General features: G+C 59.9%; 11 protein-coding genes. 9 read left to right on the forward strand and 2 right to left on the reverse strand.

Annotation, left to right across the window (positions count from 1 at the left end; genetic code table 11):
- The first annotated feature begins 88 nt into the window (after positions 1–88).
- From DNK50_RS19830 to DNK50_RS19855, 6 genes are read left to right on the forward strand one after another with little or no spacing between them, the layout of a single operon-like run.
- Entirely contained in the window at positions 89–3,010 is a 2,922-nt protein-coding gene (locus DNK50_RS19830) for a monovalent cation/H+ antiporter subunit A (protein ID WP_099583264.1), read from the forward strand.
- Entirely contained in the window at positions 3,010–3,354 is a 345-nt protein-coding gene (locus tag DNK50_RS19835) for a Na+/H+ antiporter subunit C (protein ID WP_003192163.1), read from the forward strand. The genes DNK50_RS19830 and DNK50_RS19835 overlap by 1 nt, the downstream gene beginning before the upstream one ends.
- Positions 3,351–5,033, forward strand: coding sequence for a monovalent cation/H+ antiporter subunit D (locus tag DNK50_RS19840; protein WP_112195954.1), 1,683 nt, complete (start codon positions 3,351–3,353; stop codon positions 5,031–5,033). Before DNK50_RS19835 ends, DNK50_RS19840 begins: the two co-directional genes overlap by 4 nt.
- Positions 5,030–5,518: a Na+/H+ antiporter subunit E gene (locus tag DNK50_RS19845; protein ID WP_099583262.1), complete on the forward strand. Its 489-nt coding sequence runs from the start codon at positions 5,030–5,032 to the stop codon at positions 5,516–5,518. The genes DNK50_RS19840 and DNK50_RS19845 overlap by 4 nt, the downstream gene beginning before the upstream one ends.
- Positions 5,515–5,793: a K+/H+ antiporter subunit F gene (locus tag DNK50_RS19850; protein WP_112195956.1), complete on the forward strand. Its 279-nt coding sequence runs from the start codon at positions 5,515–5,517 to the stop codon at positions 5,791–5,793. The genes DNK50_RS19845 and DNK50_RS19850 overlap by 4 nt, the downstream gene beginning before the upstream one ends.
- Positions 5,790–6,128 (forward strand): Na+/H+ antiporter subunit G, encoded by a 339-nt coding sequence (locus DNK50_RS19855; RefSeq protein ID WP_112195958.1) that lies wholly within the window; start codon positions 5,790–5,792, stop codon positions 6,126–6,128. The genes DNK50_RS19850 and DNK50_RS19855 overlap by 4 nt, the downstream gene beginning before the upstream one ends.
- Before the next feature lie 64 nt (positions 6,129–6,192).
- Here the strand turns inward: DNK50_RS19855 and DNK50_RS19860 are convergent, their stop codons facing one another.
- Positions 6,193–6,651, reverse strand: a complete 459-nt coding sequence (locus DNK50_RS19860) for an HIT family protein (protein WP_112195960.1) — start codon at positions 6,649–6,651, stop codon at positions 6,193–6,195.
- A gap of 240 nt (positions 6,652–6,891) precedes the next feature.
- Here DNK50_RS19860 and DNK50_RS19865 point away from each other — a divergent pair, with 240 nt between their 5' ends.
- From DNK50_RS19865 to DNK50_RS28835, 3 genes are all read left to right on the forward strand, one after another.
- Positions 6,892–11,604, forward strand: coding sequence for an RHS repeat domain-containing protein (locus DNK50_RS19865; RefSeq protein WP_112195962.1), 4,713 nt, complete (start codon positions 6,892–6,894; stop codon positions 11,602–11,604).
- Positions 11,561–11,974: a hypothetical protein gene (locus DNK50_RS19870; protein ID WP_112195964.1), complete on the forward strand. Its 414-nt coding sequence runs from the start codon at positions 11,561–11,563 to the stop codon at positions 11,972–11,974. The genes DNK50_RS19865 and DNK50_RS19870 overlap by 44 nt, the downstream gene beginning before the upstream one ends.
- A 140-nt stretch (positions 11,975–12,114) precedes the next feature.
- Entirely contained in the window at positions 12,115–12,252 is a 138-nt protein-coding gene (locus tag DNK50_RS28835; protein ID WP_158235067.1) for a hypothetical protein, read from the forward strand.
- A gap of 85 nt (positions 12,253–12,337) precedes the next feature.
- Here the strand turns inward: DNK50_RS28835 and cysS are convergent, their stop codons facing one another.
- Complete coding sequence (gene cysS, locus DNK50_RS19875; protein ID WP_112195966.1) at positions 12,338–13,726, reverse strand: cysteine--tRNA ligase; 1,389 nt, start codon at positions 13,724–13,726, stop codon at positions 12,338–12,340.
- Between the last annotated feature and the right edge of the window lie 6 nt (positions 13,727–13,732).

Here is a 13,732-nt window from a genome sequence, read left to right on the forward strand (position 1 = left end):
TCTTGTAGGATCCTGCCACATCTTGCCGTTTGGTGATCAACAAAGCGGCACGTATGATGCATCCCAAACTCCCGCAGATTAGAAGCCTATGTCCCTGATAGTTCTACTGCTTCTGCCATTCATTGGCAGCTGTCTGGCGGCCTTGCTGCCGCACAATGCACGTAACACCGAATCCCTGTTGGCCGGCCTTGTGGCCCTGGTCGGCACTCTTCAAGTCGCCCTGCTCTACCCCCAGATCGCCCACGGTGGCGTGATCCGCGAAGAATTCATGTGGTTGCCCAGCCTCGGCCTGAACTTCGTCTTGCGTATGGATGGGTTTGCCTGGCTGTTCTCGATGCTGGTGCTCGGCATCGGTTCGCTGGTGGCGTTGTATGCGCGCTACTACATGTCGCCGGATGACCCGGTGCCGCGCTTCTTCGCGTTTTTCCTGGCTTTTATGGGCGCCATGCTCGGGCTGGTGATTTCCGGCAACCTGGTCCAGATCGTGTTCTTCTGGGAACTGACCAGCCTGTTCTCGTTCCTGTTGATCGGCTATTGGCACCACCGCGCCGATGCCCGACGCGGCGCCTACATGGCGCTGATGGTCACCGGCGCGGGCGGCTTGTGCCTGCTGGCCGGGGTGATGCTGCTGGGGCATATCGTCGGCAGCTATGACCTGGACCGGGTACTGGCGGCGGGCGATCAGATCCGCGCACATGCGCTGTACCCGGTGATGCTGGCCCTGGTGCTGATCGGCGCACTGAGCAAAAGCGCGCAGTTCCCGTTCCACTTCTGGCTGCCCCACGCCATGGCCGCACCGACGCCGGTGTCGGCCTATCTGCATTCGGCGACGATGGTGAAGGCCGGCGTGTTCCTGCTGGCCCGCCTGTGGCCGGCGCTGTCGGGCAGCGAAGAATGGTTCTGGATCGTCGGCGGTGCCGGCGCCCTCACCCTCCTCCTAGGCGCTTACTGCGCCATGTTCCAGAACGACCTCAAGGGCCTGTTGGCCTACTCCACCATCAGCCACCTCGGGCTCATCACCTTGCTGCTGGGGCTCAACAGCCCGCTGGCCGCCGTCGCCGCAGTGTTCCATATCCTCAACCACGCCACCTTCAAGGCCTCGCTGTTCATGGCGGCGGGCATCATCGACCACGAAAGCGGCACGCGGGATATCCGCAAGCTCAGCGGCCTGGTGCGGCTGATCCCGTTCACCGCGACCCTGGCGATGGTGGCCAGTGCGTCCATGGCCGGCGTGCCGTTGCTCAATGGCTTCCTGTCCAAAGAGATGTTCTTCGCCGAAACGGTGTTTATCTCGGCGACAAAATGGGTGGAAATAGCGCTGCCGGTGATCGCGACCATCGCCGGCACTTTCAGCGTGGCCTATGCGCTGCGCTTTACCGTCGATGTGTTCTTCGGCCCGCCCGCCACCGACCTGCCGCACACGCCCCACGAACCGCCACGCTGGATGCGTGCCCCGGTCGAGTTGCTGGTGTTCACCTGCCTGCTGGTGGGGATTTTCCCGGCCCAGGTGGTCGGCTCGATCCTTGCGGCTGCCGCACTGCCGGTGGTCGGCGGTGTGCTGCCCGAGTACAGCCTGGCCATCTGGCACGGCTGGAACGCGCCGATGATCATGAGCCTGGTGGCCATGACCGGCGGCGTGCTGCTCTACCTGATGTTGCGCAAACAACTTAAACGCGGGCGCTTCAAGTACCCGCCGCTGGTGGGCTACTTCAATGGCAAGCGCGGCTTCGAGCGCTGCCTGGTGGTGATGATGCGTGGCGTGCGCAAAATCGAAAAACGCATCAGCACCAAGCGCCTGCAAACCCAGTTGTTCCTGTTGGTGATCGTCGCGGTGATCGGCGCCATGATCCCGATGCTCAACAGTGGCCTCAGTTGGGGCGACCGCCCGAAAATTCCGGGTTCCATCGTCTTCGTCACCCTGTGGCTGCTGGCGATTGCCTGTGCCCTGGGCGCCGCCTGGCAAGCCAAGTACCACAGGCTGGCGGCCCTGACCATGGTCAGCGTGTGCGGCATGGTCACTTGCGTGACGTTTGTATGGTTCTCGGCACCGGACCTGGCGCTGACGCAACTGGTGGTCGAGGTCGTGACGACGGTGCTGATCCTGCTTGGCCTGCGCTGGCTGCCACGGCGGATCGAGGAAGTCTCGCCACTGCCAAGCTCGCTGCGCAAGGCGCGCATTCGCCGCCTGCGTGACTTCCTGCTGTCCACCGCAGTGGGCGGCGGCATGGCGCTGCTGTCCTATGCGATGCTGACCCGCCAGACGCCCAACGATATTTCCTCCTTCTACCTTAGCCGCGCCCTGCCCGAAGGCGGCGGCAGCAATGTGGTGAACGTCATGTTGGTGGACTTCCGTGGCTTCGACACCCTTGGCGAAATCACCGTGCTCGGCGCCGTGGCGCTGACGGTGTACGCCCTGCTGCGCCGCTTCCGCCCGTCCAAGGAAAGCATGCAACTGCCTGCGCAACAGCGCCAACTGGCGCCGGACGTGGCCACCGACCTGGTCAACCCGCGCCAGGCCAGCGACACCGCCCTGGGCTTCATGATGGTGCCGGCGGTGCTGGTGCGCCTGCTGCTGCCGATTGCGCTGGTGGTGTCGTTCTACCTGTTCATGCGCGGCCACAACCAACCGGGCGGCGGGTTTGTCGCCGGGCTAGTGATGTCGGTGGCGTTTATCCTGCAATACATGGTCGCCGGTACACAGTGGGTCGAGGCGCAGATGAGCCTGCGGCCGATGCGCTGGATGGGCTTTGGCCTGCTGTCCGCCACGCTCACCGGGCTCGGCGCGCTGTTTGTCGGCTACCCGTTCCTCACCACTCACACCTGGCATTTCAGCCTGCCGCTGTTGGGCGATATCCATGTCGCCAGTGCGTTGTTCTTTGACGTCGGCGTGTACGCCATGGTCGTGGGCTCGACCTTGCTGATGCTCACCGCCCTCGGTCACCAGTCGGTGCGCGCGCACAAACCGAGCAACCAGGCCAAAGCCGTTGCCGCCACAGAAGGAGCCGCCTGATGGAAGAAGTCATCGCAATTGCCATTGGGGTCCTGGCGGCCTCCGGCGTCTGGTTGATCCTGCGGCCACGGACGTTCCAGGTGGTGATGGGCCTGTGCCTGTTGTCGTACGGGGTCAATCTGTTCATTTTCAGCATGGGCAGCCTGTTTATCGGCAAAGAGCCGATCATCAAGGACGGCGTGCCGCAAGACCTGCTCAACTACACCGACCCGCTGCCACAGGCCCTGGTGCTGACGGCCATCGTGATCAGCTTTGCCATGACCGCCTTGTTCCTGGTGGTGCTGCTGGCCTCCCGTGGCCTGACCGGCACGGACCATGTGGACGGCCGGGAGCCCAAGGAATGAATTGGGTCAATCAACTGATCGTCGCGCCAATCCTGCTGCCGCTGCTGACCGCCGGGCTGATGCTGATGCTCGGCGAGAAGCGCCGCCCGCTCAAAGCCAGGATCAACCTGTTCTCCAGCGTGATCGGCCTGGGCGTCGCCGTGTTGCTGCTGTACTGGACGCAAAAAGGCGGCCCCGGTTCGATTGGCGTGTACCTGCCGGGCAATTGGCAGGTGCCATTCGGCATTGTGCTGGTGGTGGACCAACTGTCGGCGCTGATGCTGGTGCTCACCGGGATTATCGGCGTGAGCGCGCTGCTGTTCGCCATGGCCCGCTGGGACCGTGCGGGCACCAGTTTCCATGCGTTGTTCCAGGTGCAGATGATGGGGTTGTACGGCGCGTTCCTGACCGCCGACCTGTTCAACCTGTTCGTGTTCTTCGAGGTGCTGCTGGCGGCGTCCTACGGTTTGATGCTGCACGGTTCCGGCCGCGCGCGGGTGTCGGCGGGGCTGCATTACATCGCAATCAACCTGCTGGCGTCGTCGCTGTTCCTGATTGGCGCGGCGATGATCTACGGGGTGACCGGCACGCTGAACTTCGCTGACCTGGCGCTGAAAATCCCGCTGGTACCGGAGGCAGACCGCGGCCTGCTGCATGCCGGTGCGGCAATCCTGGCGACAGCGTTTTTGGCCAAAGCCGGCATGTGGCCGCTCAACTTCTGGCTGGCGCCCGCCTATTCCTCGGCCAGCGCGCCGGTGGCGGCGATGTTTGCGATCATGACCAAGGTTGGCGTGTACACCGTGCTGCGCCTGTGGACGCTGCTGTTCTCCGGCCAGGCCGGCGCTTCGGCGCTGTTTGGTGGCGACTGGCTGGTGTACGGCGGCATGGCGACTATCGTCTGCGCGGCGCTGGCGATGGTGGCGGCGCAACGCCTGGAACGTATGGCCAGCCTGAGTATCCTGGTGTCAGCCGGGATCCTGCTGTCGGCGGTCGGGTTTGCCCAGCCGAGCCTGACCGCAGGCGCGCTGTTTTATCTGGTCAGCTCCACACTGGCCTTGAGTGCGCTGTTCCTGCTGGCCGAATTGATCGAGCGTTCGCGTTCGGCCAATGACCTGCCGCTGGATGAAGAAATCGATGCGTTGCCCAAAGCCATGGAATCCCTGCATCCGCGTCCCGGTGTGAACCTCGATGACGAGCAAAAGGCCGTGGTTGGCCAAGTGATTCCGTGGACCATGGCGTTCCTGGGCTTGAGCTTTGTCGCCTGCGCCCTGCTGATCATCGGCATGCCGCCGCTGTCCGGGTTTATCGGCAAGCTCAGTTTGTTGAGTGCGCTGGTCAATCCACTTGGCCTGGGCAGCGGCCTGGAAGGCCCGATCCGACCTGCAGCGTGGGGCCTGATGGCCTTGCTGATCCTGTCCGGCCTGGCCTCGCTGATCGCGTTCGCCCGCCTGGGTATCCAGCGTTTCTGGACACCGGAAGAACGCCCATCGCCCTTGCTGCGTCGCTATGAGTGCGTGCCGATCTTCTTCCTGCTGGGCCTGAGCATCCTGCTGACCTTCAAGGCCGAGCCGCTGATGCGCTACACCCAGGCCACCGCTGTCAGCCTGAACAACCCGGAAGCCTACGTGATGGCGGTCATGGCCACGCGCCCAGTGCCCAGCCCTGAAGCCAAAGCGGCCGCCCTGGAGATGCAACCATGAAGCGCCTGTTTCCTGCCCCGTGGTTGTCCCTGGCATTGTGGGTGCTGTGGCTGGTGCTGAACCTGTCCGTCAGCCCTGGTCATCTGCTGCTGGGTGCTGCGCTGGGGGTGCTTGCCCCGCTGCTGATGGCGCCGTTGCGTCCGCTGCCGATCCGCATCCGCCGCCCCGGTGTGATCATCCGCCTGTTCTTCCTGGTGGGCCGCGATGTGATCGTCTCCAACCTGCAAGTGGCCTGGGGCGTGCTGACGTGCGGCTCACGCCCACCGCGTTCGCGCTTCATCAAGATCCCCCTGGACCTGCGTGACGCCAACGGCCTTGCCGCCCTGTCGATGATCACCACCGTGGTGCCCGGCACCATCTGGTCGGAACTGGCCCTGGACCGCAGCATCCTGCTGCTGCACGTCTTCGACCTGGATGACGAAGCGGCCTTCATCGAACATTTCAAAAGCGCCTACGAACGGCCATTGATGGAGATCTTCGAATGAGCGCCCTGCTCTCCAATGCGATCCTGTTCAGCCTGTTCCTGTTCTCCCTGGCCATGGTGCTGACCCTGATCCGCCTGTTCAAAGGCCCATCGGCCCAGGACCGGGTCCTGGCGCTGGACTACCTGTACATCCTGGCGATGCTGATGATGCTGGTGCTGGGCATTCGGTATGCCAGTGACACCTACTTTGAAGCGGCGCTGCTGATCGCACTGTTCGGCTTCGTCGGCGCGTTTGCCCTGGCCAAATTCCTGCTGCGTGGGGAGGTGATTGAATGATGCCGTTATGGATGGAAATCGTCGTGGCTGTGCTGCTGGTATTAAGCAGTGTGTTTGCGCTGATTGGCGCCGTTGGGCTGCTGCGCATGAAGGACTTCTTCCAGCGCATGCACCCACCGGCACTCGCCTCCACATTGGGCGCATGGTGCGTGGCACTGGCGTCGATTATCTACTTTTCGGCACTCAAGTCCGCGCCGGTGTTGCACGGCTGGCTGATCCCGATCTTGTTGGCGATCACCGTGCCGGTGACTACGTTGCTGCTGGCGCGTACGGCGCTGTTTCGCAAGCGTATGGCTGGGGATGACGTGCCGGCAGAAGTCAGCAGCCGTCGCTGAGCGCTGAAGAGAACACAATCCAAATGTGGGAGGGGGCTTGCCCCCTCCCACATTGGGAACTGTACTAGGCGAAAGATCTGATTCGCTCGGCCAGTTCTGCCAGTTCGGCATCATCCGCCCGCACGTGATCGTGGGACGAGATATAGCCTTCATAAGCCTCAAAAAACTTATCCACTTTCGAGCTCAACGGCTTGAACGCACTGTCCTGCCCAGTCCCATGCATGGGAAACAACTTCGCATGCAGATGATCAACCCCATACCCTTCCAGCATCATCCCCGTACGCGCCACATCGGGAAACGCCCGGTCGATCAGCAAGGCGGTTTTCTTGGTGGCCACGATCAGATCAGCCAGCACCTCATCCGACTGCGCAAAGGCATAACTGCCGTAATGCTGCTTGGGGATGACCACGCTGAAGCCTGGGGTATTGGGGAAAATCGACAGGAACGCCATGTGATGTTCGTCCTCCCACAGAATATGGGCTGGGGAGGTTTTGCGGACAATGCTGCAGAAAATACAATCCATTTGAGTCGCTGCCGTTTTTGTCGTGGGTTTGGGTGTGGCGAACATCTAAAAACAGGATCGGGCGGGAGTCAAATCCCAGTTTTTGGCAGTCTCGCGATTTACCGAAACCTCCCACATAAGCGCCGGATAAGCTCTACAGCTTCTCCCTGAAAACCTCTGCAAAGTCCTTCGCCTGATCACACAGTGCGAAGGATTGCAGATGGTTTTTTTCGTTACGGCCCTGCCTGCCGGGGCTGTCTCTTGATTCCCGTCATCGCCAGCTTCGTCCTGGCCCCCATGGATCCCAAGGCACCGGATAGTGAGCGCGTCTTCGGTGACTTCCGTAATTGCCTGAACACCTTTGATAGCTGGGCCGAAAGCTTCTGGAGCGGTTCGGCACTGGAGGTGGAACAGGTCTTCAAGGTGGGAGACGAGGTAGAGCTGGTCACGCCGGTTTCGTCCAAGACACCCAGTAAAACCGTCGCCATGTGCAGTGCCCAGGGCTCGCTGACCCTGGTGCATATGTTCGAAAGCACCCGCTTCGTGCCTATCGGCAATACGCCAGTGATGCTCCAAGCCATTGCGGCGGATGGCAGCCCGATGGGCGCGCCGCTGCATCGGACCATCGGCCCCGGCGGCATCCTCGAAATCACCGAGTGTGATCGCAATCAGCCGTACCAAATCACCTTCTACCCCACTGTTTCCCAGGATCACGTCAAGGCGCTGTATGCGTCTTATCAGTCGGTGATTGCGGGGCTAGAGGGTCGGCTGCGGGAGGAGTGGACGGCGACTTTCAAACCCCAATGGAAGGACTTTGCCAACGCCAGCTCTTTGCAACGCAGCGCGATGCAGGGCGTGGCGTTTTCCACCGGGATGGCCAAGGCGCTCTACAACCTGTGGGACAACATTTCCCAGCTGTACGACCTGTTGGCGGATATCAAGGCCAACAGCCAGAAGTTGTTGGCGTACCTCTCTCAGGCTGAGCTTGATGAACTGCTGAAGCTGGGTAGCGACGCGATTGCCAAGGGTTTGTTGGTGCTTAGCGATGAGCCGCTGTTGTTCATTTATGTCTCGGCGATCGTCAGTTGGATACGCCTGCTGCCACCGCCGGAGATGTATGAATTACTGGGCGAGATCACCGGTGAAGTGCTGATCAACCTGCTGCTGATGTGGGCGACGGCCGGGACGGGTGTGACGCTACGCCTGGGTGCGCAGACGCTGAGCGCCATCAAATCCAAACGGGCGCGGGCGTTGTTGGAGTTGCTGGCCGATCACCTCGTGGGGCCGAAGTTGGACGCGCACTCGGAGGCGCTCAAGCCTTTGTTGCTGGGCAGTGCGGCAACGCCGATCAAGGTGGTACCGGCTGCGCAGTTGAAGGCTGGGGAGAGTCTGGTTTCAAACGCGGTGCCGGCGGTTCGTAACAAGACTCAGCGGACGCTGTTGGTTCGCCAGGAACATGTCGACGACGCGCCTGCCGTGGCGACGAATCCGAAGGGGGATGCTGCTGCGGCTTCGGATAAGACCGTGACTAACGGGTGTCCGGTGTCGATGGTCACTGGGGAGGAATTGCTGACCCTCACCGATGGCACGTTGGACGGAATTTTGCCGTTTGAGTGGACACGGTTGTATCGCACCAGTGCGGTGGAGGTGGATGTCGGGCTGGGGTTTGGCTGGAGTCATTCGCTGGCGCATCGGCTTGTTGTGTCAGGTGATTCGGTGGTGTGGACGGATCATGAAAACCGCTCGACTGAGTTTCCACTGCCGACAGTTGCTCGACCTGCAATCACCAATAGCCTGGCTGAAGCGGCGATTTATCTGGGGGATTTTCCGGATGAGTTGGTGTTGGCTCAAGAGTCGCGGTTTTATCACTTTCGCGATGGGGTGCTGGTTTCAATCAGTGATGCGTATGACAACCGGCTGCGGATTAGTCGGGACGTTTTAGGGCGCATTGAGCGGCTGGATAACGGTGCCGGTTGTGCGCTGTTTTTGCGTTACGAGTCGGGCCGCATTGTGGCGGTGGACTACCAGGTTCAGCGGGCTAAGGGACATGAGCCTTACGTCTGGATCACAGAGCACAGCGTTGTTTCCTACGTCTACGACGACATAGGCCGACTGGTCTCAGCGACCAATGCCGTCGGTGAAAGCGAGGTTTATCGCTACGACGACCAGCACGTGATTCTTGAGCGCGGCCTGGCCGGTGGGGCGAGTTTCTTTTGGGCGTGGGAACGGTCTGGCAAAGCGGCGCGATGTGTCCGGCATTGGGCCAGTTTTTCGCAGATGGATACGCGCTATGCCTGGGGGGATGACGGCAGCGTTGTCGTTCACAACGCCGATGGCAGCCAGGAAGTGTACGTCCACGATGACCGCGCACGGCTGGTGCAGCGCATTGATCCGGACGGTGCCGAGCATTTCAAATCCTACGATGACAAGGGTCGGCTGACGGTTGAGCAGGACCCGCTGGGCGCGGTGACGGCGTATCAGTACGACGAGGCCGGACGCCTGGTTGCGTTGTTTCCGGGGGACGACGAACCAACGTCCTACGAGCATGACAATGGCTTCGTACGGGTTGTAAGACGTGGTGAGGCGGTTTGGAAATATGAGCGCAATGACCAAGGCGATGTCATTCGCAAGACCGACCCTGACGGTACTTCCACAGACTACAGCTACAACAAATACGGGCAGCTGACGGGAGTTTGGTATCCGGACCACAGCTGTCATCGCCTGGTCTGGAATGAACGCGGCCAGCTCATTGAGGAACAACTACCCAACGGCGGAATCAAGCGCTATCGCTACGACGATCTGGGCCGCCAGATTGCCCGCGAGGATGAACAAGGCGCGCTGACCCAATACCAGTGGGATGCAGTCGGTCGGCTGACTCGCCTCGCACTGCCCGGCGGCGCGTGCAGGGAATACAGCTACAACCCCTACGGCAAAATCACCGCCGAACGCGATGAACTGGGCCACGTCACCCGCTACGAATATGCCGACGGCCTGCACCTGATCAGCCGCCGTATCAATGCCGACGGCAGCCAGGTCAAGTACCGCTACGACAACGTGCGATTACTGCTGACCGAGATTGAAAACGAAGTTGGCGAAATCTACCGGCTGGCTTACCACGCCAACGGCCTGATCCAGCAGGAAGTTGGTTTTGATGGGCAACGCACGGCCTACGCGTATGACCTCAACGGCAACCTGCAGGAAAAAACTGAACACGGCGATGACGGCAGTCAGCTAGTGACTCGTTACGAGCGCGACCACGCCGGCCGTCTCGTAAGAAAAACCCTGCCCGACGGCAACAAAATCGATTACGCCTACGACCGCCAAGGCAATCTCCTCAGCGTCGACGACGGCCACTGGGCGCTGGCCTACGAGTACGACACGCAAAACCGCCTCACCGCCGAGCACCAAGGCTGGGGCACCTTGCGCTATGGCTATGACGCCTGCGGCCAGCTTCAACACCTGCGCCTGCCGGATAACAACCGTGTGGCGTTCAACCACGCCAAAGGCGGTCATCTCGCCACCATCGAACTTAACGGTAAAACCCTAACATCGCATCTATTCAAAGCAGGCCAGGAACACCAGCGCCAACAAGGCCAACTGCTCAGCCACTACCACTACGACGACCAACAGCGCCTGCACGCCCATGCCGTAACACAGCAAGAACACCACCTGCTCCAACGCCACTACGACTACGACAAATCCGGCAACCTCACCCGCCTCAACGACACCCGCAAAGGCGAACACCACTACCACTACGACCCGCTGAATCGCCTAACCCGCGCCGACCACTCCCAAGACCTGCAGGAACGCTTCGGCCACAACCCGGCGGGCAACCTGCTCATGCAAGACCGCCCCGGCCCCGACATCGTCGCCGGCAACCGCCTGATGATCCAGGGCGACCGGCATTACGACTACGACGCCTTCGGCAACCTGATCGGTGAACGCAGAGGCAAAGGCCACCAACTGGTCACCGAATACCGCTATGACTGCCAGCACCGCCTGATCGGCGTTACACAACCCAACGGGCAAACCGCCAGCTACCGCTACGATCCGTTTGGACGGCGTATCAGCAAGACTGTCGACGGTTTAACCACGGAGTTTTTCTGGCAAGGCGACAAGCTGATCGCCGAACACCATGCAGATCGCCACCGCAGCTACCTTTACGAACCCGACAGCTTCCGCCCGTTGGCACTACTGGAAGGATTCGGTCCAACCGACACCCAGCCCTACCACTACCAACTCGACCACCTCGGCACGCCACAGGAACTCACCGACCCAGACGGCGAAATCGTCTGGTCCGCGCACTACCGCGCCTACGGCCAGATCAGTCGCCTCGACAAAGGTAAAATCGACAACCCGCTGCGCTTCCAGGGTCAGTACTTTGATCAGGAGAGCGGGCTGCACTACAACCGCCATCGCTACTACAATCCGGATATCGGGCGCTATCTGACGCCGGACCCGGTGAAGTTGGCGGGGGGGATCAACGCGTACCAGTACGTGCCTAACCCTACGGGGTGGGTTGATCCATTAGGGTTGAGCAATTGCCCAGGAGACGCTGGGTGCAAACCGCAATGGGTAGTTGAAGACCCGGTAGACAAAGCTAAAGTAAATACAGGCGAACCCCACAGGCCATCTACGACAGGGCCCGCGGAGTTTGCCAGCAAGCAAAAATTAGACGAACATTATGAGAAGCATGGTTCTCAATTCGGCGCCGAGAGCAGTAAGGAGTATCTACTCGCCGCACGGCACGTAGTGAGCAACGGAATACCCGTACACTATTCGTACAAAAACACACCAACGACTGGATATGTCTTATTGATAGGAACAAATAGAAGTGGTCAAGCCAAATTCGCATTCGCTGGAACAAATACAGATGGCCACATTACTACGTTACATACCAAAAGCGGGAAAGATTTCTGGAGGATGATAAATGGCGACCCCACTGAAAAAATCATCAGACCTTACAGCAAATAACTATAAAAAAGCCCAAGTAGTTTCGCTCAATGAGCACGTAGAGGAAGACGTTACACTGCTTATTGAAGGGACACTTGTAAATTGCCTTATCAGTTACTGCCCATACGACATCGAAGTAGGCAGGACCTATAATGTAGAATTGACATTAAATATTCCTGAAGACTATGAGATTGCGAAGATTGAACCACGCGTTCTTTTAACCGAGAAGATTGACTGTGGTTACGCCTATTTCCTTTATGGAATTCTACACGATGATAATTTTCTTACTTTCACATTACTCAAAGACGAAGGCATACATTATGATCACCCTGAGCTAAACGAAGAATTCATAAAATTAAGGGTCGAAAGAATCGACGCCAGTTTTCAGTAAGCGCCCCGGGGCTGGTGGCTCGCCACCCTTCGGGTATGCCGAGTGCCTAGAGTCCCAGCCTGCGACCTCTGCATACAGTTGCCTCCCAAATATCGTTTTGCAGTGATGGCTGGTGACTCCAATACTCTAGGCGCTTTGTCATGATTAAAGACAGTTCCAACCCGCCGTCTGATTTAACCGCGTTTCACACTGCTGCTGATCAAGCAATTAACCACTATCTGAATCCTTCCGAAAAACCAGTGCCGTTTGTTGGAGGGAATTTGATTATTGGTGAGTAGGACCGTTGTTCAAAGTCACATGCCTGATTACAGACAAAAAAACGCCCCGAGCCAGTCGGGGCGTTTTTCATTCAGCAATCAACGATCAAATCTGATCAGCCAACCGCCAAGTAGTCCCACCCTTCCCATCTTCCAACACCACACCCATCGCGGTCAGTTGGTCGCGGATACGGTCGGATTCCGCCCAGTCTTTACCAGCACGAGCAGCCAGACGCGCCTGGATCAGCGCCTCCACTTGCGCCGCATCCACACGCCCTTCGGCGCCGGCTTGCAGGAAGTCATCGGCTTCCATCTGCAACACGCCCAGCACGCTGGCCAGCTCTTTCAAGCGTGCCGCCAGGCCCGCCGCTGCGTCGAGATCACTCTCGCGCAGGCGGTTGATCTCGCGCACCATTTCGAACAACACGGCGCAGGCTTCGGGGGTGCCGAAGTCGTCGTTCATGACTTCAGTGAAGCGTGCCACGAAGGCTTCGCCACCGGCAGGCGCAACCACTGGCAGACCTTTCAGCGCGTGGTAGAACCGCTCCAGAGCGCCCTTGGCGTCCTTGAGGTTGTCTTCCGAGTAGTTGATGGCGCTGCGGTAGTGGCTGGACACCAGCAGGTAACGCACCACTTCCGGATGGTACTTTTCCAGCACGTCGCGGATGGTGAAGAAGTTGTTCAAGGACTTGGACATCTTCTCGCCATTGATGCGGATCATGCCGCAGTGCATCCAGGCGTTGGCGTAGGTCTTGCCGGTCGCGGCCTCGCTTTGGGCGATTTCGTTTTCGTGGTGCGGGAACTCAAGGTCGCTGCCGCCGCCATGAATGTCGAAAGTGTCGCCCAGGCAGCAGGTGGACATCACCGAGCATTCGATGTGCCAGCCCGGACGCCCGGCGCCCCATGGCGATTCCCAGCTCGGCTCGCCGGGCTTGGTGGCTTTCCACAGCACGAAGTCGAGGGGATCCTGCTTGGCTTCGTCGACTTCGATGCGCGCGCCGATGCGCAGGTCTTCGATCTTCTTACGCGACAGCTTGCCGTAGCCCATGAATTTGGCGACGCGGTAGTACACGTCGCCGTTGCCTGGGGCGTAGGCGTAACCCTTGTCGATCAGGGTCTGGATCATCGCGTGCATGCCAGGGATGTGGTCCGTGGCACGTGGCTCCATGTCCGGCTTGAGGATGTTGAGGCGCGCCTCATCCTCGTGCATCGCGGCGATCATGCGCTCGGTCAGCGCGTCGAACGACTCGCCGTTTTCGTTGGCGCGGTTGATGATCTTGTCGTCGATGTCGGTGATGTTGCGCACATACGTCAAGTCATAGCCGCTGAAACGCAACCAGCGGGTCACCAGGTCGAAGGCAACCATGCTGCGGCCATGGCCGATGTGGCAGTAGTCGTACACGGTCATGCCGCACACGTACATGCGCACCTTGTTGCCATCGAGCGGCTTGAAGACTTCTTTGGTCTTGCTGAGTGTGTTGTAGATCGTTAGCACGACAGT

It is taken from the genome of Pseudomonas sp. LG1E9 (assembly GCF_003290225.1).
GTDB lineage: Bacteria > Pseudomonadota > Gammaproteobacteria > Pseudomonadales > Pseudomonadaceae > Aquipseudomonas > Aquipseudomonas cyclaminis.